The organism is Lysinibacillus sp. ACHW1.5 (genome assembly GCF_022014815.1).
Lineage (GTDB): Bacteria > Bacillota > Bacilli > Bacillales_A > Planococcaceae > Lysinibacillus > Lysinibacillus capsici.
The window spans coordinates 4299088-4321754 of record NZ_CP091777.1; the positions used below are offsets into that span (position 1 = coordinate 4299088).

The following is a 22667-nucleotide window of genomic DNA, read 5'->3' on the forward strand; positions in this document are numbered from 1 at the left end:
ATTCATCCCTCCATCATTCAGCTGCTTCTAACAACCATTGCTGTAATACTGTAGACGACTGGTTATTTAATCGTAATGCTATTTCTGTTTTTATTTCTGGAGGCATCACTTCAACAAGTATGCATACAGAATCCCTTGCTTGATTCACCTCGAATAACTCTTCTTAGCACAAACTAATTCAGCTCCAATTGCTCGATGATATCGATCGTTGACATACTCTCCTCCTTAATGAATTAGAGAAGCTCGTAAATTGCTAACCCCATTTTCTAAATATCCTTTGAGGCACGTTAATGTATAGACCCAACCCTCTTTTTGGCCCATCATTTTTGTCACAATTTCTGGGTCATGTGCATTTAACCCAGATTCTACAACAGTAATAATTGTTTCACTTTCTGATTCTTCAAAAGTGATGGTAACCATTGTCACTTCACCATGCTCTTCTCCCCAAACAAACACAATTTTTTTATTCATCTCCATTTCAAGCACAGTGATCACACCCTCTGCACCATACTCCTCATATTTAAGCGTGATTCTTTTACCTTCTGCCCATCTTTCGGAACTGCTAGAAAACCAATAATGACCGATTTCAGTAGGGGAAATAATGGCTTCAAATACTTTATGGGCTGGTTGATTGATTTTTAGTTTCGTCGTCACATCCGTATTTATCATCATTCATCTTCCTTTTTCATATTGTCTATCTACACCTTCGCCGAAATTTTCCATTAACCTTCCTTCCTAATAAAAATTCACTAAAAAAGGTGCGATTCTCCTAATGGAATCGCACCTTTTCACTTAAAGTATTTTTTTATTATGAACAGTCAACTGAATATCTGCTACATTGTCGATAAAATTTTTATCATGTGTGACAAAGATTATTGTTCCCTCATAAGCAGCTATAAATTGTTCAAGGGCTTCGAGTGCTTGAATATCTAAGAAATTAGTTGGTTCATCCAACAGCAAAATATTATAATTTCCTAAAAATAGGCGACAAAGCTGAAGGCGTATGGCCTCACCACCACTAAGTGTGGTAATTTTCTTTTGTAAATCAGTGCCAGCAAACTGCATGGAATGAAGTACGCTTCGTAATAAACTTTCATCATATTCAGAGCGATTCTTTAAAAATTGTAGCACTGTTTCCTCACCAGCAAATTGGTAGCTCATCTGATGAAAATAACCTATTTTAGCCTTTGGAGAAATAGTTATTCCCTCACCAGTATTAGCTATATGTTTTAGTAATGTACTTTTACCACTACCATTTTTACCCTTAAGCGCAATTTTTTTACCTAACGGGATTTGGAAGCTGACCTCGTGTAATAGTACCTTATCTTGAGCATATAAAGTGAATCGATCTGCCATAATGGGATACTTATTATGCAATGCCAATGCTTTTGATTGCCGAAAAACAATTTTTCTTTCCTCCTGCACCGCTTCTACTTTTTGAAGCTTCCCTATCCGATGTTCGATAGCTTTTGCTGCACGCTGTACAGCTTTTTGACTTGTGCCTTTGGACTTTGTCATAAACATACGATTAGGTTTAGCGTTAGCCTCTCTTTTAGACATATTGCCTGCCTGAGCAATCTTTTCAGCTTTTTTCATTTTTTCATCTACAGCTTTTTCAAGTCTGCTCTTTTCTTTCAAATATTGATCATGAGCCTGATTTTGTTGATCTTGCTCTAATTGCTTTTGCATGGCATAATTGCTGTAATTTCCTGAGTAGATCGTTACCTTACCACCATCTACCTCCCATATCGTTGTAACCAGCTCATCTAGTACAGCACGATCATGGCTGATGAGTATGAGGGCCCCATAATAATAACGTAATTCATCTAATAAAAATGAAATTCCAAGTTGATCCAAATGTGTTGTCGGCTCATCAATAAGCAAAGCTTCCTCATAAGAAGTAAATAATTGTGCTAGCTTTAATCTTGTTTGCTCTCCACCACTTAATCCTTCAGAATACGTAGGTACTGCTAATTTCCCTAATAACTGTGGATCGGCCTCTATTAACGTTGGTGCCTTCATCTGTTCAAAATATCCGAAATGAACATGACTTTTCAATTTCCCACTTATCGGTTGTATCTTGCCAGCAAGTAACTTCATCAACGTACTTTTACCTACACCATTTTTGCCAACGATACCTATCCGGTCAAATTGATGCACAGCTAATTTTTCAATATTTAATAGTTCTTTATCTAAATAAGTAACGACTACATTCTCTAACTCAAAGCAAACCTTTTCCATATTGCTACCTCCCGAAATTGATCATTCCGTATCGATAGCGATGGTATCGATACGAGCTTTTAATCAAAGCTCGTATCAAAAGAATAATAGACTATACATTTCACTTTCCTCCCCACATTCAATAAAAAAACACAGACAATTTGCCTGTGATGTAAAGTAAAAGAGATTGATTGTAAGACAAGCGTCTTTTTTCTCATGGTGATGAAGATGATTAAAAAAGGACAGACTATCCCATTTACTCTGGTGTACAAAACAGAGTTTGGCCCTATTCAGTTACTGGTTCAACATTGGGAAACGTAGTCTCATAGCATGTGTCATTTTTTAATAACCCTCCTAGCAGTGTTACGACTATTATAAATTTTAGCTATAATATGTCAAGTTTCCAAAGTTCTCTCTAAAGACACACTAATTACTGTCGATATATCACAAATGAACATTCCAAAAAGTATATCATTTGGTGAAAACCTGATATAGTATGGAATTTAAGAAAAAATAAAATTTGATTTGGTGGTGTTATGTGAATGAAGAAATACGTTATCGATATTTTAATGATTATGCTTGGATCACTGCTTTTTGCCCTAGCAGTTAACTTATTTGTTATTCCTAATGATTTAGGTGAAGGTGGCGTAACAGGCTTAACGATTATTGCTTATTATCTGTTCGGATGGTCGCCAAGTATTGTCAGCTTTGTTATGAATGCAGCTTTACTTATCGTTGGTTATAAATTTTTAAATAGACAAACAACAATTTATACAATCATAGCGGTCTCATTCCACTCTTTATTTTTACATTTAACAGAAACGTGGTCTATTTCTTCAGATGAGATTATCGTCAATACAATTTTTGGTGGCGTATTTGCAGGAGTCGGTATTGGCTTAATTATAAGAGTTGGTGGTACAACAGCAGGTTCTACAATTTTAGCGAGAATCACTAACAAATATCTTGGATGGAGTATTAGCTATGGACTTTTATTCTTCGATTTAATTGTTGCTTTTTCATCTTATTTTATCATTGGTGCGGAGGCATTAATGCTAACAATTGTTATGCTGTATGTTGGTACAAAGGTAATGGAGTTTGTTATTGAAGGGGTTAACCCTAAAAAGGCAGTTACCATTATCTCCAAAAAACCAGAAGACATTGCTGGACAGGTAACTGCTTATATGAATCGTGGGGTAACTGTACTATCAGGTCATGGTTATTATACAAAGGAACAAAAGGAAATCCTGTATATTGTTATTAGTAAGCAAGAAGTTGTAAAGCTTAAAAAAATTGTCAAGGAAGTAGACAAGGACGCATTTATTGCCATTCATGATGTAAGGGACGTTTTCGGAGAAGGCTTTATTGAATTAGCAAAATCATAAAACAGTCAAAACACCTTTTGTAGATAACAACAAAAGGTGTTTTATATTGTTGAAAAAGATTTCACTAGCAGAAAAAGAACCTTTGGCAAAGCGAAGGGTTGATTTCCGTTCCCCAATTAGAAGTAGCTTGGAACGGATATTCATTTTCACCTTTCACAAAAATTCTATTGGTGATTTTGTTTTTCTATTTACCTATTTCTATCAATCTGTAAGGAGCTTTCGATAATACTGTCTAATAGTGCTGAATAGCTGATCCCCGCTGCAAGGGCACTTTTTGGTAGGAGGCTATTTTGCGTCATGCCAGGCAATGTATTAACCTCCAACACATAAGGAACGCCATCCTTAATTAACATATCTACTCTTGCATAGACAGTGCATCTTAAAGCCTTGTAACTGATCATCGCAGCCTTTGCAACTCGGTCGTGAATTGCAAGTGGTAGTTCCACAGGCTCCTCTACTGTAGAAGCATCGTCATATTTTGCCTGGTAGTCAAAAAATACTGCTGTATGTTTGATTGACAGGATTGGCAATAGCTGTTCATTAAGGATGGGGCATGTAATTTCTTCGCCAATCAAGTACTGCTCAATAATGATTTCGTTATCCCACTTAAATACCTCTGTAACTGCAGCTAATAAGGCACTCCGGTCATGGACAATTTGAACACCCACACTAGAACCACCAGCATTTGGCTTAACTACAAGTGGATAACCCATAAGCTCTATATCCTGTAAGGGCAACTCCTCTCCTTTTATGAGATGCACCCAATCTGGCGTTGCAACACCTTCATATCGAAGGATTTTTTTAGCCATATTTTTATCCATGCACAAACTACTTGCTAGAAGACCGCTTCCTGTATAAGGAATACCCAACGTTTCTAGCACCCCCTGAATCGTACCATCTTCCCCAAACTTACCGTGAAGTGCTAACAAAGCCACATCAATATCACCCACCTTGTCAATTACCTCTTTGTTGTTATCTAATGTGATGGCCACAACTTCGTATTTTTGCTTATCTAATTGAGTGACCATTTCCTTACCTGTCATAATGGAAACCTGCTTTTCAGAGGAAGTACCACCCATAATTACGCCAACCTTCATTTTTTCAACTCCTCATAACGTTTTTCAATGTATCACCAATGATTTGAATACCTCGAACAATATCGTCATCTGCTAAACGAGAAAAGCCTAAACGAAATGTATGACTACCTCTTCCATTTGTATAAAATACATCACCTGGATAAAATACCACGCCCTTGTCATAGCATTTCTCAAGCAACAATCGTGCATCTACGTCCTCTTTTAGTTCTATAAAAAGGTGAAGCCCCCCATCCCCTGTTATCCTGCTATAGGGAATGTATTGCATACAAGCTTGACGGGCAAGCTCATATTTTTTCTTGTAAACAAATCTTGCTTTCTTTAAATATTTTTCAAAGTAACCATCCTGTAAATATTGATATAACACTGCCTGATCCAGTGTTGATGTATGAATTGTTCGAGCTCTTTTCATACTTTCCAAGCTATCAATTAACTCCCTATCTGCTAAAATCCAGCCAACACGTAAGCCAGGGAAAAGAATTTTAGAAAAGCTACCAATATAGACAATGTTATTACCTATACCGCTAAAAGCGATTAGTGGTGCCAAATGCGAGCTTGAATACCTTAATTCCTCATTAAAGCCATCTTCTATAATGGGTATTTGATATTTGGAAAAAAGCTGAAAAATAGCACTCCTTTTCTCGGAGGAAGTGACAATTCCTGTTGGATTATGATAGGACGGGATAAGATAGGCAAAATCAAAGTCCTTATCTGCTAATGTTTTTTCCACCTGTTCCATGTCAATCCCGTCATCTTGCATATCGATGCCATGTACGTCTAACCCATGCAAACGGAAAAGCTTCAATGCTGCATGATGTGTAGGATTTTCACATAGTACACGCCCTGATTTTTTAGCTAAAGAGGACAATAAAATATCTAGACCTTCTGTAAAACCATTTGTAATTAAAATATCTTTATTAGAAATGTCCACACCTTTCATCTCCATATAGCTAAGAAGGTGGTCAATTAAGGGCTTATAGCCCTTGGCATAGCCATAGTTTAAGACAATATCTCCTTCAATGGACATCCTTGTGAGAAATGCCCTTTTGAAATTTTCAACATCAAAAAGCTTTTCTTCTGGAGCTATACTAGTAAATGAAATCATGCCTTTTTTCCAGTGTATATCTTGTCGTATTAAATCAATTTCATCAGCTAATAAAGTTGTTTCATTCAGCCTTTGTTTCCAATCTATTTCAATAGAAGAAGTTTTCAATGTAGTAACCTTTCCGATAAAATGCCCTTTTCCTTTCACTGCATAGATGATGCCATCTAGCTCTAATTCGGCATATGCGTTCAGCACCGTGTTTCTACTGACCGCTAATAACTTACTAAGTTCACGGGTAGATGGAAGCTTTTGATGTTCCAACAGATGCCCCTTGACAATCATGTCTTGAACATAATCCTTCAATTGTACATAAACTGGTCGTTCATCCATAAGCTTAAAATCACTAAACACTTCCTAACCCCCTTGCTTCATTTTTGCATAAACCCTGATAACCAAAAAGGTCCACACATTATGTAATTTCCTGTTAGAGTGGTTGCTCTTCTTTCTATCATATTTCAATATGGTCATAAGCATAAAAAGAAAACTCCTCTTTTGAGAAATATATCAGCAAAAAAGGAGTTTTATTATTATTTTAAAATATCATCCAGACCGTTTTCCTTTTTATCAGGACATACTAAGGACACCACAACTCCAACAATTAAGCAAATAAAGAATGTCGCTGCCTTGGCTGACACTACAGCCTCCATAGGTGACAGGGACCATACAATCGCACTAATAAAACCGACAATAATTGTAGCAATAACCCCAATGCCTGACACACGTTTCCAGAAAAAGATTAAAAGGATCACAACCGAAAATGTATTGCCAATCCCTGCCCATGCAAAGGATACTAAGCTATAAATTACAGAACCTGATTTGAGTGAAATCATAATACCCACAATCCCACTAATAACAGCCACTAGACGCGAAAGGTGAACTAATTTTTTGCTAGAAATATTCCAACGTAATGTTTTATGAATTATGTCCTCACTTATCGATGTTGTGATGACTAACAATTGAGACGAAGCCGTTGACATAATAGCTGCTAAAATACCAGCCACAATAATTCCTGCAACCCAAGGCGGTAAAATTTCAAATACCATATGTGGCAATATCATTTCAGGATCTTCAATAGAACCTTGCTTATACAAAGTTGAGGCGAAAATCGCAGATAAAAAGGCACCCACATAGACAATTAATGTCCAAATAATCGCCATATTACGGCCAGTAATTCGCTCTTTTTCAGTCGTAATAGCCATAAAGCGAGAGCTCAATTGAGGTTGCCCCCCAAGCCAGCCAAAGAACCAGGATAGATTTGTAAATAACATCGCCCCTAAGGCAAGTCCATTTAAGCCTCCAACCCAACTATCTGCACCATTGCCCATTTGAGCTAGCTCTGTTGAAATGCTTAAACCTTGATGTTGAATTTCCATATAAGCAGCAATTGGAACAATAACAAACGAGATCAGCATTAAAAAACTTTGGATTGTATCTGTCCAAACAACGGACATAAACCCCCCCATACATGAATAGGCAATTATTATTGCTCCAATAATAATTGTTCCCCATGTGATGTTGAATCCTGAGAATGAATAAATCGTTTTACCCATCCCAGAGAATTGAGCTGCTAAATAGCAAACAAAGAATAATACCATTACTGCAGAAGCTAACCAACGAATTATATCTGCGTGCTTTGGAAATTTAACAGCAATATAATCTGTTAGGCTATTCACCATATATTTTTGTTGCTCTGTCATAAAGCGCTTTGATAAAAATAGCCATGACACAACAACGCCTAAAAGCATGCCAGATAAAATCCAAATGCCTGACAGCCCAGCCACATAAATAAAGCCAATTGCCCCTAAAAACATATAGGCGGATTCACCCGTTGCGCGCTCTGAAAAGGCTAACGCCCAGCCCGGTAGTTTATTTCCCCCTAGAAAGTAATCATTATGTGATAAATCTTTTTTACTGAAGTAAATCCCTACTCCTAGCATAGCGAGTAAATAGACAAATATTTCAACATAAACAATTGTATGCATATACCCAAAGTCCTCCATCTGATTAATCTAAACAATCCCAATTGGTTTTATCAGATAATAGTTCGGGTTTTTTTAATTGTCAATAACTAATTTTGTAAAAAGGAGGCAAAGTATTTCGATATTTCTACAAACTTCAAAGCTCCTGGAGAAAGATGAATACTGTGTTTGTGTGCAATTCCAACCTGTCTAACATATGCTTGATAAAATTTTTTTCTAATCAGGTTACTTGGTGCATGTAGTAAAAGGGAGTTGGGCACAACAGAAATGCCTAAATTTTCATTGACCATTGTCAAAATGACTTGATCAACTGATAATTCATAGACTACATTGGGATGGATTTTATGTTTAGCTAAAATCCTTGATACATCTCGATCAATCGTACGTTTAGGCATAATCCAACGTTCATCCTGCAATTGCTCTAGAGAGAGCCTTTCTTCCTTCGCCAATGGATGTTCCTGTGCCATAATGCAAACAAGCTCATCATTAAAAATCGCATCGAATACAAGATATTTAGAATTTGGCTGCACTAAAAAACCGATATCTACAACGCCATTATGAAGCCATTCTTCGATTTGATCATAATCTCCCTCCATCAAACGTATTTCTAGGTCTGGATAATGCTGTTCGAAATACGCTAAAACCTTTGGTAATAAGACCAAGGAAACACTTGGTAGAATACCAACCGATAACATCCCACCAATGAGATTCTTTAAATTTGCTACAGAGGTTTCAAGCTGCTGTTGTTGCTGCAATATTTTTGAGATGTGTTCGTAAACAATTCTCCCCTCACTCGTTAAAACAATATTATTGCGGTTTCGAATAATTAGAGAAAGCCCTAATTCTGCCTCTAAATTACTAATCGTATGACTGATTGAAGACTGTGTGAGATTGAGCTTTAAGCCTGTTTCTGTAAAATTTCCTGTATCGATAAGTGTATGGAACGCAATATATTGTGCTAATGTAGCCATGCTATTCTGCTCCTTTTATGATTTTTTTTCATATTCGATTGTGTAAATATTCATTTGATTTAAATTACTAGCCACCTCTATAATAAAAATAAAATCCAAGTAAATCAATACGATTTGTTAATGAGGGGGCTCATAAAATGGCAGAGGACAAATTAATGATGAAGGCTTTATCTATGGACATAATTACCGCAAAAATGTTTACAGAATTACATCTCTCCATTACAGAGCAGTATGGCGAGCATGGTCGGAGATTAGTACAAAAAGGCTTAGATGCGTTTGGTTTAAAGGATGCTGAAGCAATGGCGAAAAAAGCAACAGCAGAAGGGGAAAATCATACTTTCTTTGAATACTTACCCCAAATCGTTGTAGGTGAAGAGAAATTTGCCGATTTAACACCGTTTGCTCGATTTTCTAAAATGTTTGCACAGATTGCCAAGCAAGTTGTAGATGAATATGGTGAAGCTGGTGAACAAGTGATTATGCGGGCAGTAGAACGTTTTGGTCATAAACGAGGCCAAGGTATTGCTCAACGTGCTCGCACAAACGGTCTAGAAAATTCCGTGGAGCATTATTTAACTAACTATGATATGGGTCGTAGTGATTTGTTTGAAATCGATACAGTTTATAAGGAAAATGAGGTTGAACAAACGTTTACTCACTGCCCATTAGGTCAACAATGGGCAGATGATGATATGGGTAAATACGGCATTTTGTATTGTAAAGTCATCGACCCCTCTATTGCTAAAGGGTACAATAAAAGCCTAGAGGTGGTACATGATCAATTTGTTTTACGTGAAGGACAGTGCCACTTCCAATTCCAAATGAAAGAGTGATGTCATGATTAACGGAGTTAGGCTCGTACAGCATCTTCAAGACTTAAGTCAAATTGGTCGTAATGAAAAGACAGGTGGCATTAACCGCTTCTCGTTCACACCAGAAGAAAAGCAGGCAATTGAGTTAGTCACAACTTATATGGAGCAAGCAGGTATGAATGTCACAATCGATGCAGTTGGAAACCTTATTGGTACATATGGTGAAGGAAATGAAACCATTATGCTAGGTTCTCACATCGATACAGTACCAGAGGGTGGCAAATATGATGGAGCATTAGGGGTGCTAGCAGCTATTGAAGTGGTACATACTATGCATGAGCAACAGTTGATACCCTCTAAAAAAATTCAAGTCGTCGCTTTTAAGGATGAGGAAGGCACGAGATTTGGCTTTGGGCTTCTTGGCAGTAGTGCAATGGCTGGTCTTTTAACAGAGGAGCAATTACAGCATACAGATGAAGCTGGCATTTCCATCGAAGAAGCCATGAAAGATTTCCATTTATCACCTTATCCTTTAACACAAGTGCATCGTAATGACATAAAAGCTTATTTAGAAATGCATATCGAGCAAGGAAAAGTGTTAGAAAATGAAGACCTACCAGTCGGTGTTGTCACAGGTATTGCAGCCCCATTATGGCTAGAGGTAACCGTAACGGGTGTCAGTGAACATGCTGGTGCAACACCTATGCCGATTCGTCAGGATGCTCTAACTGCAGCAAGTGAAATGATTTTAGCTATTGAGCAACTATTAAACAATACAACAGATTCCGTTGCAACGGTTGGTAAGCTAACGGTCTCTCCAAATGGGACAAACGTTATACCAGGTAAAGTTACGTTCTCGATTGATCTTCGTGATATTGACGAAAATAAAGTAAGTGCATTAGAGCAGGAAATTATGCAACAGCTTCAACAAATTGCTGAACGAAGACATGTCTCATTGGCTTCCAAAGTATTACAGCGCATTAAGCCTGCAAAAACCGATGCCTTACTACAACAGCAACTTACTACAAGTATTGAAAAGCAAGGTATACGTCCTTATTCTCTCATAAGTGGTGCTGGGCATGATGCAATGAATATAGCTGAAATTGCCCCGATTGGAATGCTATTCGTCCGCTCGAAGGACGGCATTAGTCATAATCCATTAGAATACAGCTCAGATGAGGATATTGTTGTAGCAACTAATATTTTTTATGATACTGTTGTCGAACTCTCTAAATAGCCCATAATATAGAAGAAAGCCATTCTCTAAATTGTTGAGAGTGGCTTTTATAGAAAGTCTTTATTCTTCGCCTTAGCAATAGTATTTTGAATGAACGGTTCCTTTTTCTTGGTATAGGTTTGGCGATCATACTGAAAGTGAACAGCAAGCTGTTCTTTTAACGTTTCATATTCATCCGCCGTTTGAGCATTTAATCGAAGATAATCTCGGAACAGACATTTGTCAATCCATTCACTACTGTTATATTCACATATATGTAAATGACATGTTCCTTGGCCCCATAGCCCTTTTCTAAAAAATCTTCTTCTATCCATTAGCTCAGGTTTAGGAACATATTCATACCCAATTATTCTTAAAGCCTCTATTAATTCCGAGACTCCTTCTATCCTTTGGACTCCTAGAAGAATATCAATAATGGGCTTAGCCTTTAAACCTTTGATAGATGTGCTACCTATGTGCTCAATCCCTAATATTGCAGGACCAATAGCTTCTTGTATACTCCTTTTTTCATCTAAAAATTGTCCTTCCCAATTTGGATCATAGTCAGACAATACCACTTCAATTTTTTTCATGTGTCATTCACCTCACTTTTTTGAAATAAGCCAACTATAAATAAAGCGTATTTACCTTAAAATAATAAATCTATTTCGTTTTTAAATTTCCCTTTATATAAGAAGATCTCTCTATATTTGATTGAACTGGTTTCATTTTAGCATAAGGAATATTATCTCTTTTAATATGATATAGTGTAATTATGGTTAATTTTCCAAAATAATTGAAAGGGGCTATAAAATGGAAGAGATTTTAACAATTACGAATTTAACGAAGAGTTATGGAAACAAGGAAATTTTGAAAGGGATTGACCTTCACGCAGCTAGAGGTGAAATCATCGGTTATATCGGTCCCAATGGCGCGGGTAAAAGTACAACTGTAAAACTTATTCTAGGGCTAGAAGGTGATTATGGTGGCGAGATTAAGCTCTTTGGGAAAAGCATAGGACAAGACCAAATTGATTATAAACGGCGAATTGGTTACGTCCCTGAAATCGCTGATGTTTATGATAACTTAACAGGCTATGAGTATTTAACCTTCATCGGCCAGCTATATGGATTAGAGCTAGAGGAGGCGGCTGACAAATCCAAATCACTAATGGAACTGTTTGGAGTTGGTGAAGCATACCATTCTAGAATTTCTTCCTATTCTAAAGGCATGCGTCAAAAACTACTAATTATTGCAAGCCTTATACATAATCCAGACCTGCTATTTTTAGATGAACCAATCAATGGCCTAGACGCAAACAGTGTCATGATTTTTAAAGAAATCTTAACGCAACTAGCTGCCAATGGAAAGACTATATTTTACTCATCACACATTATGGATGTCGTTGAAAAAATCAGTAGCCGCATCATTTTGCTGTATGATGGAAAAATTGCAGCGGACGGAACATTTGCCCAATTACAAGCAGATAATACTGAAGGAACATTAGAAAGAATTTTTAACCAGTTAACAGGATTTCATGAACATCAGGAAATCGGAGAAAAATTTGTGTCCGTCGTTCGTGGGGGACAATTATGACAGATTTCAAAACGCTACGATTGCTTGATAAGTTCCGATGGCTTTTTATAAAAATGGGCATTGATTATGACATGATGAGAAAAATCCTCCATATAAAATTAACAATGGATGAACGGAAAGTACCTACCCTATTTAATCAAAACAAAAAGAAAGACAATCAAAAGTATGGCTACATTAAGTCTCTATGGATTTATATGTTATTCGGGCTTATACTCATCCCGCTTATGGGATTTGGTCAAAATTTTCTATTTCAGATGAGTATCGCCTTTGCAATGATCATCTTTTTGATTATGACTTCATTGATTTCTGACTTTTCTTCTGTGCTTTTAGATGTACGAGATAAAAGCATACTTTCAACTAAGCCTATTTCAGCTAAAACAATTAATGCAGCAAAATTTATGCATATTTTTATTTATTTATCCTATTTAACATTGGCCCTAACAGCCATCCCTCTAATAGTCAGCCTTTTTACTCAAGGTATTGTGTTTTTTATTTTAACAGGTCTTGAGATTCTATTAATGAATTTATTTATAGTTGCCATCACAGCCATTTTATATATTGCCATTTTACGCTTCTTCGATGGTGAAAAGCTGAAGGATATGATTAATTATGTACAAATCGCTTTATCTCTAATGCTGATGATTGGCTACCAAGTTCTTATTCGATCCTTTGAATTTGTCAATTTAGATATGGTAGTGTCGTTTCATTGGTGGAACCTCTTCTTAATACCGATGTGGTTCGCTGCCCCTTATGAACTCATACTGCATGGTGACACATCCTTATTGACCGTCATTTATACCATCTTAGCAGTGATTGTACCTATTATTTCGATTTGGATCTATATTAAACTCATACCAACCTTTGAACGCAATCTCCAAAAACTGCTAAGTACAAGTAAGTCTAAAAAGGAAAAGAACAATCGACTAAAGTCGTTTTTATTAACCATTGTGTGTAGAACACACGAGGAACGAGCTTTCTATCGCTTCGCAGCTCTGATGATGAAGCAAGAGCGAGAGTTTAAGCTAAAGGTCTACCCATCTTTAGGCTTTTCATTTATTATTCCCTTTATTTTCATGTTTACTTTTAGCAGAGGGGAAGAAGTCGATTATGCTAGTAGTATGAGCTATTTAAATATCTATTTTAGTATGATGATTATACCATCCGCTGTCCTTATGCTTGGTCACTCTGCTAAATATAAGGCTGCATGGATTTATAAAACGCTACCGCTTAAAGATTATACAGATTTACAAAAAGGTAGCTTAAAGGCATTTTTAATTAAATTGTATACTCCGTTATTTTTAGTACTAAGTATAGTCTTTAGCTATATTTATGGTATTCGAATTATCCCTGATTTACTAGCTGTTTTGGTAACAAGCTGGTTATATACCATCCTTTGTTTCGTCATGATGACAAACAAATTACCCTTTACCAAACCCTATGATGAAGTTAATGATGCACAAGGCTGGAAGATTCTTTTGTTATTGCTCCCTTTAGGTTTACTTGTAGGGCTGCACTATATAATAGCTAGTCAGATAACATACGGCTCTACTATATATTTCATTGTGCTTTTCTTCATCAACATCTTGATATGGAAACTGGTTTTTAAATCGAAAAAATAAACCAAAAAACGGCTCAAATCCTATAATAGAGTGGGATCAGCCGTTTTTTCCATGCCATGATGTTTAAAAGATAAATGCAACGATTTCTTCCTCACCGCTTTTCATATCTTTTATTTTATACATATTTTGATTGACCTCGTTATCTCCTAATACAATAACCTTCGGTGTGTTTTCACGATTGGCTTTTTCCATCGCCTTTTTCACTTTTTTCCCACTTAGCTCAACTTCTATCTTATATTTTTCTCGCCGTAATGCAGTTGCTAGCTTTAGTGCCTCTTTTTCTGTTCCCAGAGGAATAATATAAATATCCACGCTATGAGCGTTTTGCTCTATTTTTCCCGAAAGCTCTAGTGCTGTATAGATGACATCTAAACCAAATGAAATACCAACAGTAGCATAGGTTTGATTTGTCTCTAAAAGGCCACCAATAGCATTGTCATAGCGTCCCCCACTACCAATACTTGAGCGGATTGTTCCATCTGCTAAAAAAATTTCATAAATTGTTCCTGTGTAAATTTCAAGTCCCCTCGCTAAAAATGGATTGAAAATACATTGGTCACTTATTTCAAGTGCCTCTAAATAAGAAGTTAATTCCATTAATTCCTGTAAACCTTGTTGTAAAAAGACATTCTCGGTCGCGAATCCTTCAAAATACGCCATACTTATTTGAGGACGTTCATCTAAAAAGTGCTTTATTTTATGAATACTATTATCTGATAACCCCAATGCCTTCAATTCTGCGAGCATTGTTTTCTCGTCTATTTTTTCAATCTTATCTAATGTTAAAATAACTCGATTCATTTGTTCCTGTTCAACCTCAAATAATTGCAGTAAACCAACTAAAAGCTTGCGATTATTATATTGGAGATTAATTTTAAGTTTAAGCTGATCAAAGGCATCTATCGCCATCATCATTAGCTCCGCCTCAGCAGCCTGTGATTCTACCCCAACAATATCTACATCACATTGTGTAAATTCGCGAAAACGACCAGCCTTGATGGGGCCATCTCGAAACACTTTGCCAATCTCATATCGTTTAAATGGCATAGCAATCGCTGGATTCATCGCTACAACTTTTGCAAATGGAATTGTTAAATCATAGCGTAACGCTAAATCTCGCTCACCTCGATCTGTTAATGTATACATCTCCTCTAAAATCTCAGCACCACCAGCATATTTAGAAGCCATCAACTCTGTATAGTTAAGAATAGGTGTTTCTAACGGCTTGCAGCCATAGGCTATAAATGTATCTTCTAACGTACGTCGTATCACACGACGAGTAGCCTCTTGCTCTGGTAAATAATCTTGTGTTCCTCGAACATTCTGATAGTCCATTTTTTTCATCATAAGCTCCTCCTCATTTTTTGAGCAATAAAAAAACCGTATAACGATAAAGCTTCAAATCAGCTTTATTTATACGATTACATGAGAAATAGTCTTCCTATTCAATATTAATAAGTTAATAAGGATAGCAAGACTAGTGATGATGATGATGTTTTATTGTGAATGATTGGACAAGAGTAATGACCATGTTTATTCCCCCTTTTTTATTAAGGGTTACTATAAGACACACCCAATAGAATGTCAAATTTTTTCTAAAATTCACACAGTATTTTTTTCATTTTTTCTAGAGTAGCTAACATTTCAGCTAACTCTTCAGTTGTTAAGTGAGCATGGTACTTTTCTGTAATCTGTTGATTAAAGGCTTCGACTTCCTGTTTATATAATAGACCCTTCTCACCTAATTCGACAGAAAAGGCACGCTTATCCTCCTCATGCTGCCTTTTCATTATATAGCCATCCTGTTCAAGCTTGGTTAATTGCTGACTCACTGCACTTTTTGTAATAGCCATTTTATCTGCTAGTTCTGAAGGCGAGCAGGATGGATGACGCATTACTAATGTTAAAAGAACATATTGCTGATTATTTAAGGAGAAATTAGTATAAGCCCTTTCCATTTTCTCAAGCATGATCCAAATATCTTCAATGGTTTGATTTATTTGCTCTGCTACCTGGTTATTCTTCATTTTTTTGAGTGTCACCTTTTTCTCGCCATTTTTTAGGATTTAGATAGCTTTTAAATTTGTTGGCTACTTCTTTTCCAACAAGTAAAGCACCAAGCCAAAATAAGATTTCAGCCATAATAATACTTCCTGGTATAATCCCTGCCTTTACTTTTGTAGGTATCGGTGTGAAAGGTGTAATAATTGGGATTAACCATAAAGAAAGTGAAAAGATAATAATGCCTAATCCAAGCTTATAAGCAAAAGATTTTTGTGTTCTTTCGTTAGAGGTCATGTATCTTCTCCTGTAATAATTAATTTATTTAAGTTAACTAAACTATATGATACATTTCTTTTTATGTAAAGCTTTTTAATCTTTAGAACAAAAATTCCCATCTATTTGACTAGTGAGAGTCAAATAGATGGGATTACTAATTTAGTTATTTTCCAAATGTAAGGGGTATACGTAGCTCATCATTTGGCTTGTTAGTTAAATATTTATAAATGAGAATTTCTAGCTCCTCCTTGTCAAAATTCTCATAAACATCCATTCTTTTATTATTTTCAAGAATGCCCATAAATTCAGGCGTCCCATAGATTTCTTCTTTACCCTCTAAATAATAGGTTTGATTGACTCCAGCAAACCCTGGATCAGGGCTTAATGATTCCACATAAAGGTTATTGTCCTTCATATAATACGTCCATGAAATTGGATACCCTGCTATATTAGATGTTACACTTTGATGCTTTGCTGATATGTTCGTTAATTGGATTGAATTATCGTCTCCGTATAAACCTTCAACACGGTTCTTAGCAACGAAAGTTAAAGGTTGATTTTCCAAAGAAGCTGCATTTAGTCCAACTATTTCAAAGCGCAGCTCTGTTTCATTAGGATTTCCAACTTTACCCGAAATATATCCAGTCAATAATGTTCCACCTATATCCAGTTGATAATCCATATAAGGGAAAGTTTCGTATTTTTCTTGAGTAAGAACTAATCGAACTTGGGTCGGTGTAACCGTCATTTCATGAATTTTAGTGCCACCAGGCACATTGTCAATTGGAATATCTAATACTTGCTTAAATGATGTATTTTCCAGTTGTGTTTTAGAGAGATTTAGTTGCATATTCCAAGTGCTTTCTTTTGTTTCTAGTATGCGGTTATAAGAAATTTGGAATTTAGTTCCCTCTTCTTGTAAGGCTTCAGACTCGAATAGTTGCTGACTAAAATATTCTCCTTTTGCTCCCTGTCTTCCCATGAAAGATTTTTTCCCTGTTTCAATTGAATGATTCGTATTATTAATCGCCTCAATGAATATCCCTGTATTTCGGACTTTTAAATCTGTAAGTGTAACTGCCGTTTTAAGCAATATTTTACCCTTATCTTGTGCAAAAGATTGAATAGACACTGTGTCAACTCCGTCCTTTTGAATAGGGAACACTTGCGTAGTTAAGTCATTTGGATTATAGTCGATAGAATATTTTTTATCGCTGATGAATTGAATATTCTCCATCATAAGCTCCACATCTGTCATCTGTCCTTCAGCAACCCAATCCGTTTCAAAATAACCCTGAAAGGTACCAAGCTCCTCATTCCAAGAATGTGTATAATTCCCTTCAATAAAGTTACCCTTTGAATCTTTAAGCCCGGTATGTTCAAAGCCTATATCCTCTCCATCCCAAGAGGCATCAGGTTTCAAACTATACAAAAGAAAGGTTCTGTTATCATCGATAAACGCCGTATGTACGGTCAACGTAAACCCATCCTTCGTAACAGATTGTTCAATCGTCTGCCCTAAGCCCTGGTCTAATGCAGACTGAATACCAGCTCTATAAGATAGAATAGTTGACCAATCATAGTTCAGTGCTGCATAGACAGGTGTAGCCATTAGAGCGACAGCTAATCCTGCAACTAAAACAAATCTCTTTCTTTTTCGAGGTAGAAGTTCGATCGGTTCATTTACCATTTTTAGTTCATCCTGCTGGATACCATTCCACATTTGTTCAAAGTCAGGATACTTCATGTTATGGTCTGCGTTCATCTCTTTTTTCAATTTCTTTTCAATGCGTTCCAAATTGATTCTCTCCCTTCAACCATAAATTTTGTTTTTGTTCTAGTTTTTTGCGCATGATTTTCAATGCCTTATGGAGTCTCGATTTCACCGTTCCCACTGGAATCTTTAGCGTTTCCGCAATTTCCACTAATGATAGCTCACCAATGTAGCGGAGGGTGACAACAGCCATTAACTTTTCTGGTAGCTGTCTGAGTAGTGCCTCCCACTCCTCCTCAGCTGCCTTCTCCAGTACAATGGTGTCTACAGATTTAACTGATGCCGTAGTTTGCTCCTGTAGCAACTGTACCTGACTCACTTTTTTTAACTGAGCCTGCTTTCTTTTAAGCAAATTTAAACATTGATTCATCGCAATCCGTAAAATCCAAGCACGTGTATGCTCTACACTTCTCCAATCCTGACGAAAGACGGTGACAAATACATCATGGCAGAGATCTTCCGCATCTTGGGCATTCCGTAGCATGTAATAACAGGTACGGTAAACATCTTTGTTGTATGAATCGAATAATTCACGTTCTGTCAATCCAAGGCACTCCTTTCTGATGGTTCTACGTTATAAACAAATGACTACTTGAAAAGGTTCATTTTTTTAAGAAATTCATATACGTACTTTTTTAATTTAGTGTTTATGTAAAAAGATCCAGTTAATGTGCAAAAAAAACAGATGGCAATAGAGGTCCGTTATGGAACATCTAATCCATCTGTTTTTGGCTATTGGGAAATGGTGAGCGAAGGCAATATCATGAATCACATTTGATTCTTCTAGAAACTAATTTTAAACTTCACCTTTTTTTCGTGCTGTCATTTCATCTTTCATTTCATCTTTTAAAGCTTCAATTGACTGTTTACGTCGCTTATTTTTTTCCTTTAGCCTGTTACTTTCTAGAGGATCTGCAAATTCCATACTAATTTCTGCTTCCTGCACTTTCTCCTCAGTATTTTTAACAATATCACGAATGCGTTCAACATTATTGGAGCGATCATCTGATTTTCGATGTCTTGAATTAGCCATGTTAACCTCCTCAAATTATGACATAAGGTTATTTTGGAATGATTTTATCATTATATGAGTGCTAACTTTTACTAAAATAACATCCTTTAAACGCTATCTATCCAATAATTCTACCTTCATTAAAAGCAATTAAGTTTCCACCTGACAGGATTTTTAAACAATCTCTTCCTTCAAACCTTCATAGGCAGATTTTGAATGCATCAATACATATAAAACTATGGAGAGGAAAATAGCTACAATTCCAAAGACAATGCAGACCATTTGTAGGGAGAGCCATTCCGCTAGCAACCCTAAGGCTAACGTAAAGACAATCTGTAGCACATTAATGACCATCGTTGAAACACTACCAAAACGGCCCATAATTGATGTCGGTACACTTATTTGATAAAAGGTGCTGTAGCCCGCATTACAAAATGACATACATACTCCTAATGCTATAAAGCTAATAATCGCCATTGTCACATTCGGTGAAGAGTAAAACAATGTATAGCAAAGTGTGGTCAAAAGCAGACCATAGACAATATATTGTCTTGTTGAAAATCTTTTAGCATAGCGAGCAGCCATTACTCCACCAATAATAGCTCCAATTCCAGCGATACTAACGATGACACCATATAGACTATCCGAAGCTTGAAGGTTTTGTTTAATAAATGTAGCTTCCTGTGAGTCTAATGCAAATGCAATCATCAAGGCAACTTGAAAATAAAGAAATACTTTGGCAAAGACATACTCTTTTTTAATATAAGCGTAGACAATACCATAATCCTCTTTTAGCATCCTCCAAGTAATGGGTTTTCGGTGCATATTCTGATGATCTTCTACTGTGGGAAGCTTAAAAATGGAGAGCGCGCAGATAAAGAACGTCAATGCATTAAACCAAAACGCTACAGATACATCGGAAATGGCAATGATAAACCCAGCCAATGCGGGCCCAATTAAAAATGAGCCTGAGCTAAACATTCCTAATATGGCATTAAAGGATTGTTTATCTTCATCTGGTATATATTTCGAAATATAATAGGTACTACTTGGCCCAAAAAAGCTACTTGCTATATTAGATAAAAATAAAACGCAATAGATGAGCCAAAGAGAGGACGTAAAAGGTAACAATAAAATCAATATGCCACGAATAATATCACTATAAATCATTAATTTTTGTTTATTCGATCGATCAATGATGGAGCCTGCAAAAAAGCTTGTTAAAATTCGAGCAATCGGTCCTACAATAAATATACTCGCCATAGCAGTAGGCGATTCTGTTAAATGCCAAACTAATAAATTGAGGGCGACTAGATTCACCCAATTTCCTAAATACGAGAAACCAAAGCCAAATAGAATGAGCCAATACTTCTTAGCAATGCTCATAAGTCCCCTTTCTATCACCTAAATGAATGATTGGTCTTTTTTGACATAAAAGTATTCCTTTAGATAATCATATCTATTGAAGAATATCGGTGCAACTAAAAATAGCAACCCTTAGCTAAGTTCATAGCTTTGGGTTGCCTTTTTAGTTAGTTGAATCTCGATCGATTAATATCGGTTTGAAGCGATATAGTCTTTGGTCATCATCAGCTAGATGTTCTTTTTTTATTTTTGCTAAGAGCAATGATGCCGCTTTCTGTGCCATTGGTAAAATGGGTTGTTGCAATGTTGTAATGGAAGGTGTTAAAAAGTTGGCATATGGTACATCATCCACAGCGATTACTTGTACATCATTAGGCACATGTATGTTTCTTTTTTTAATATAAAGCATTAATTCTTGAAAAATACGATCATTTGCCGCAATGATTCCCCTGGGTGGTTGCTCCAATGTAAATAATTGATTAAAAATCTCTGTCATCTCAGCTGGCTCACCATTTTTTATATAGCGCTCATCAATCAACAGATCCCTATTTCTGAGCGCTTGACGAAATCCTTCTAAACGTTCGACACGAGGAGTAATCGGTAAGGCTAAAGAAGTAGTGATAAAGGCTATTGGTTGTTTTCGAAATGTCCCTACTGCCGTATCCATGGCAGAAAAATTGTCAAGCAACACTGCAGGAATATCTACTCCCTCAATAAAACGGTCAATAAAAACGATTGGCATTGCTTGTTGATGAAGTCTTATGTAGAGATTTTTGTTTTCTCCTGTTGGAAAAACGATTAAGCCATCCACCTGTTTTTCTAGTAAAGTTTCGATATGCTTTTTCTCTTTTTTAGGGTTATCCGCTGAGTTACACACAATCATATGAAAGCCTTCTTTATCGAACTCTGCTTCCAATGCATTTATTATTTTTGTTGAAAAGTCATGGATAATATTTGCCACAATAATACCAATTGTAAAGGTAGATTTCTGTTTTAAGCTACGAGCCATTAAATTCGGACGATATTGCAATGCTTCAATAGCTTCTTCAATTTTCTTACGAGTCTCTGCACTCATATATTCATATCGCTTATTCAAATATTGCGATACTGTACTATTCGAAACATTTGCATATTGTGCAACATCGGCAATTGTTGTTTTTTTCACTAAAATCAATCTCCTACCTATAATATGAAAACTCTCCTTGGTATTATGTAGCATAGCATACTTTACTGGTTAAATTAACTAGTCAAATAGTTATAGACTTGTTCAGGTAAGTCAATTCCCTTATCCATTGTTTCCACACTACGTTTCTGTTCAATTTCACCAGGCACTAGTACCTGATCAAAATTTGGTGCGGTTGGCGCATCATGTAATTCGTTCATCATTTGTGAGATATTTGCTTTGAATTGATCTACATCTCCAAAAATATTTGGATCTAATACATATAAATATTGTCCTAGATTACGTTTCTGTTCGTAATCACCATACATTTTTGAAATGTGTGGACCAAAAGCTGCACTTGCTAAAATTCCAGAAAGAACATCTACTACAAGTGCCATACCATATCCTTTTGGCCCTGCAAACGGTGTTAAAGATTTTACTTGGTGTGGGTCTGTAGTTGGTGCTCCTTGTGCATCAACTCCCCATGTATTTGGAATTGTCTCCCCTTTTTCACGTGCATATAGAATTTTCCCTAGCGCTACATTGCTTGTTGCCATGTCCAAAATAATCGGTTTATCGTTGGTTGGAAAACCGTAAGCAATTGGATTCGTACCAAAGTAAGGCTCTTTTCCGCCAAAAGGAACAACTGCGGAGTCCGTTTGAGAGCACATAATAGCAATTAAATTTTCACTCGTGGCTTGTTCAAGAAAATAGCCGAGTGCCCCACAATGGCTACTCTCTTGAATAATCGTTGTACATGAGCCATGTTCCTTAGCCACTTTAATGGTTTCATCCATCGCTTCCTTACAAATAACATGCCCAAAGCCATTATCTCCTTTAAAAAGAAGGTGATTTGTGCCTCTTTTTTCTACTGAAAAATGAGGATTTTTCGTTATGCCACCTGCCTGTAAACGTGTGATATAATGCTCCACGCGCATAACACCGTGAGAACTGACACCTCGTAAATCGGCATAAATCAAAACATCTGCTACTTGCGCTGCTGTTTCAGCTTCAACACCTTCAGTTGTGAATTTTTGAACTACTATTTTTTTTAATGCTGGTACAGAAATATTCATTGAA

Annotated in this window: 22 protein-coding genes and 1 pseudogene; 5 read left to right on the top strand and 18 right to left on the bottom strand. The window is 36.4% G+C overall.

The window, feature by feature from the left end; translation table 11 throughout:
• Positions 1-13 precede the first annotated feature (13 nt).
• The 4 genes and pseudogenes from L6W14_RS21620 to L6W14_RS23225 all read right to left on the bottom strand — a co-directional run.
• Positions 14-151, bottom strand: a pseudogene (locus L6W14_RS21620) (hypothetical protein); the annotation flags it as partial.
• Positions 152-225: 74 nt separating this feature from the next.
• Complete coding sequence (locus L6W14_RS21625) at positions 226-669, bottom strand: SRPBCC family protein (protein WP_237901020.1); 444 nt, start codon at positions 667-669, stop codon at positions 226-228.
• Positions 670-792: 123 nt separating this feature from the next.
• Positions 793-2241 (bottom strand): Msr family ABC-F type ribosomal protection protein, encoded by a 1449-nt coding sequence (locus L6W14_RS21630; RefSeq protein WP_237898870.1) that lies wholly within the window; start codon positions 2239-2241, stop codon positions 793-795.
• A gap of 273 nt (positions 2242-2514) precedes the next feature.
• The gene (locus L6W14_RS23225) at positions 2515-2559 is read right to left on the bottom strand and encodes an erythromycin resistance leader peptide (RefSeq protein ID WP_112118014.1); all 45 of its coding nucleotides are present in this window, start codon (positions 2557-2559) and stop codon (positions 2515-2517) included.
• A 203-nt stretch (positions 2560-2762) separates the two neighbouring features.
• Between L6W14_RS23225 and L6W14_RS21635 the strand changes: the two genes are divergently transcribed.
• A complete protein-coding gene (locus L6W14_RS21635) occupies positions 2763-3602 on the top strand; it encodes a YitT family protein (RefSeq protein ID WP_036079667.1) in 840 nt (279 codons plus the stop codon).
• 188 nt (positions 3603-3790) lie between these two features.
• Here L6W14_RS21635 and L6W14_RS21640 read toward each other — a convergent pair whose 3' ends face one another.
• From L6W14_RS21640 to L6W14_RS21655, 4 genes are all read right to left on the bottom strand, one after another.
• Positions 3791-4699, bottom strand: coding sequence for a D-alanine--D-alanine ligase (locus L6W14_RS21640; protein ID WP_131521006.1), 909 nt, complete (start codon positions 4697-4699; stop codon positions 3791-3793).
• 4 nt (positions 4700-4703) lie between these two features.
• A complete protein-coding gene (locus L6W14_RS21645) occupies positions 4704-6152 on the bottom strand; it encodes a MocR-like pyridoxine biosynthesis transcription factor PdxR (protein WP_131521007.1) in 1449 nt (482 codons plus the stop codon).
• 176 nt (positions 6153-6328) lie between these two features.
• A complete protein-coding gene (locus L6W14_RS21650) occupies positions 6329-7783 on the bottom strand; it encodes a sodium/proline symporter (RefSeq protein WP_131521008.1) in 1455 nt (484 codons plus the stop codon).
• Between the two features lie 86 nt (positions 7784-7869).
• Positions 7870-8751 carry a LysR family transcriptional regulator gene (locus L6W14_RS21655; RefSeq protein ID WP_131521009.1) on the bottom strand — a complete coding sequence of 294 codons (882 nt, stop codon included), beginning with the start codon at positions 8749-8751 and terminating at the stop codon, positions 7870-7872.
• A gap of 137 nt (positions 8752-8888) precedes the next feature.
• Between L6W14_RS21655 and L6W14_RS21660 the strand changes: the two genes are divergently transcribed.
• Together L6W14_RS21660 and L6W14_RS21665 are read left to right on the top strand one after the other, a co-directional pair.
• A complete protein-coding gene (locus tag L6W14_RS21660; protein ID WP_131521010.1) occupies positions 8889-9584 on the top strand; it encodes an L-2-amino-thiazoline-4-carboxylic acid hydrolase in 696 nt (231 codons plus the stop codon).
• A gap of 4 nt (positions 9585-9588) precedes the next feature.
• Positions 9589-10800, top strand: coding sequence for a Zn-dependent hydrolase (locus tag L6W14_RS21665; RefSeq protein WP_131521011.1), 1212 nt, complete (start codon positions 9589-9591; stop codon positions 10798-10800).
• 47 nt (positions 10801-10847) lie between these two features.
• Here the strand turns inward: L6W14_RS21665 and L6W14_RS21670 are convergent, their stop codons facing one another.
• The gene (locus L6W14_RS21670) at positions 10848-11372 is read right to left on the bottom strand and encodes a GrpB family protein (RefSeq protein WP_131521012.1); all 525 of its coding nucleotides are present in this window, start codon (positions 11370-11372) and stop codon (positions 10848-10850) included.
• A gap of 220 nt (positions 11373-11592) precedes the next feature.
• Here L6W14_RS21670 and L6W14_RS21675 point away from each other — a divergent pair, with 220 nt between their 5' ends.
• Both L6W14_RS21675 and L6W14_RS21680 read left to right on the top strand, forming a co-directional pair.
• Complete coding sequence (locus L6W14_RS21675; RefSeq protein WP_066037934.1) at positions 11593-12375, top strand: ABC transporter ATP-binding protein; 783 nt, start codon at positions 11593-11595, stop codon at positions 12373-12375.
• Entirely contained in the window at positions 12372-13994 is a 1623-nt protein-coding gene (locus tag L6W14_RS21680) for a hypothetical protein (protein ID WP_066037933.1), read from the top strand. The genes L6W14_RS21675 and L6W14_RS21680 overlap by 4 nt, the downstream gene beginning before the upstream one ends.
• A gap of 63 nt (positions 13995-14057) precedes the next feature.
• On the opposite strand, the gene L6W14_RS21685 is transcribed toward L6W14_RS21680, so the two are convergent.
• The 9 genes from L6W14_RS21685 to allD all read right to left on the bottom strand — a co-directional run bounded on the left by L6W14_RS21685 (position 14058) and on the right by allD (position 22663).
• The gene (locus L6W14_RS21685; RefSeq protein ID WP_131521013.1) at positions 14058-15338 is read right to left on the bottom strand and encodes a histidine--tRNA ligase; all 1281 of its coding nucleotides are present in this window, start codon (positions 15336-15338) and stop codon (positions 14058-14060) included.
• Between the two features lie 251 nt (positions 15339-15589).
• Entirely contained in the window at positions 15590-16021 is a 432-nt protein-coding gene (locus L6W14_RS21690) for a MarR family winged helix-turn-helix transcriptional regulator (protein WP_048393972.1), read from the bottom strand.
• Entirely contained in the window at positions 16011-16292 is a 282-nt protein-coding gene (locus tag L6W14_RS21695; RefSeq protein ID WP_131521015.1) for a transporter suffix domain-containing protein, read from the bottom strand. The genes L6W14_RS21690 and L6W14_RS21695 overlap by 11 nt, the downstream gene beginning before the upstream one ends.
• 145 nt (positions 16293-16437) lie before the next feature.
• A complete protein-coding gene (locus L6W14_RS21700; RefSeq protein ID WP_237898873.1) occupies positions 16438-18072 on the bottom strand; it encodes a DUF4179 domain-containing protein in 1635 nt (544 codons plus the stop codon).
• A complete protein-coding gene (locus tag L6W14_RS21705) occupies positions 18059-18592 on the bottom strand; it encodes an RNA polymerase sigma factor (protein ID WP_048393966.1) in 534 nt (177 codons plus the stop codon). Before L6W14_RS21705 ends, L6W14_RS21700 begins: the two co-directional genes overlap by 14 nt.
• 252 nt (positions 18593-18844) lie before the next feature.
• Complete coding sequence (locus tag L6W14_RS21710) at positions 18845-19081, bottom strand: small acid-soluble spore protein Tlp (protein WP_131521017.1); 237 nt, start codon at positions 19079-19081, stop codon at positions 18845-18847.
• A 153-nt stretch (positions 19082-19234) separates the two neighbouring features.
• Positions 19235-20446 (bottom strand): MFS transporter, encoded by a 1212-nt coding sequence (locus tag L6W14_RS21715; protein ID WP_237898875.1) that lies wholly within the window; start codon positions 20444-20446, stop codon positions 19235-19237.
• Between the two features lie 142 nt (positions 20447-20588).
• Entirely contained in the window at positions 20589-21590 is a 1002-nt protein-coding gene (locus L6W14_RS21720) for a LacI family DNA-binding transcriptional regulator (protein ID WP_131521019.1), read from the bottom strand.
• 74 nt (positions 21591-21664) lie between these two features.
• On the bottom strand, positions 21665-22663 hold the full coding sequence (allD, locus tag L6W14_RS21725; protein WP_131521020.1) for an ureidoglycolate dehydrogenase: 999 nt from the start codon (positions 22661-22663) through the stop codon (positions 21665-21667).
• Between the last annotated feature and the right edge of the window lie 4 nt (positions 22664-22667).

Excerpts from the sequence above, each read along its gene's own strand:
- L6W14_RS21625 (WP_237901020.1), bottom strand. The coding sequence starts at position 669 with ATGATAAATACGGATGTGACGACGAAACTAAAAATCAATCAACCAGCC.
- L6W14_RS21630 (WP_237898870.1), bottom strand. The coding sequence starts at position 2,241 with ATGGAAAAGGTTTGCTTTGAGTTAGAGAATGTAGTCGTTACTTATTTA.
- L6W14_RS21635 (WP_036079667.1), top strand. The coding sequence starts at position 2,763 with ATGAAGAAATACGTTATCGATATTTTAATGATTATGCTTGGATCACTG.
- L6W14_RS21640 (WP_131521006.1), bottom strand. The coding sequence starts at position 4,699 with ATGAAGGTTGGCGTAATTATGGGTGGTACTTCCTCTGAAAAGCAGGTT.
- L6W14_RS21650 (WP_131521008.1), bottom strand. The coding sequence starts at position 7,783 with ATGCATACAATTGTTTATGTTGAAATATTTGTCTATTTACTCGCTATG.
- L6W14_RS21655 (WP_131521009.1), bottom strand. The coding sequence starts at position 8,751 with ATGGCTACATTAGCACAATATATTGCGTTCCATACACTTATCGATACA.
- L6W14_RS21660 (WP_131521010.1), top strand. The coding sequence starts at position 8,889 with ATGGCAGAGGACAAATTAATGATGAAGGCTTTATCTATGGACATAATT.
- L6W14_RS21665 (WP_131521011.1), top strand. The coding sequence starts at position 9,589 with ATGATTAACGGAGTTAGGCTCGTACAGCATCTTCAAGACTTAAGTCAA.
- L6W14_RS21670 (WP_131521012.1), bottom strand. The coding sequence starts at position 11,372 with ATGAAAAAAATTGAAGTGGTATTGTCTGACTATGATCCAAATTGGGAA.
- L6W14_RS21675 (WP_066037934.1), top strand. The coding sequence starts at position 11,593 with ATGGAAGAGATTTTAACAATTACGAATTTAACGAAGAGTTATGGAAAC.
- L6W14_RS21680 (WP_066037933.1), top strand. The coding sequence starts at position 12,372 with ATGACAGATTTCAAAACGCTACGATTGCTTGATAAGTTCCGATGGCTT.
- L6W14_RS21685 (WP_131521013.1), bottom strand. The coding sequence starts at position 15,338 with ATGAAAAAAATGGACTATCAGAATGTTCGAGGAACACAAGATTATTTA.
- L6W14_RS21690 (WP_048393972.1), bottom strand. The coding sequence starts at position 16,021 with ATGAAGAATAACCAGGTAGCAGAGCAAATAAATCAAACCATTGAAGAT.
- L6W14_RS21695 (WP_131521015.1), bottom strand. The coding sequence starts at position 16,292 with ATGACCTCTAACGAAAGAACACAAAAATCTTTTGCTTATAAGCTTGGA.
- L6W14_RS21710 (WP_131521017.1), bottom strand. The coding sequence starts at position 19,081 with ATGGCTAATTCAAGACATCGAAAATCAGATGATCGCTCCAATAATGTT.
- L6W14_RS21715 (WP_237898875.1), bottom strand. The coding sequence starts at position 20,446 with ATGAGCATTGCTAAGAAGTATTGGCTCATTCTATTTGGCTTTGGTTTC.
- allD (WP_131521020.1), bottom strand. The coding sequence starts at position 22,663 with ATGAATATTTCTGTACCAGCATTAAAAAAAATAGTAGTTCAAAAATTC.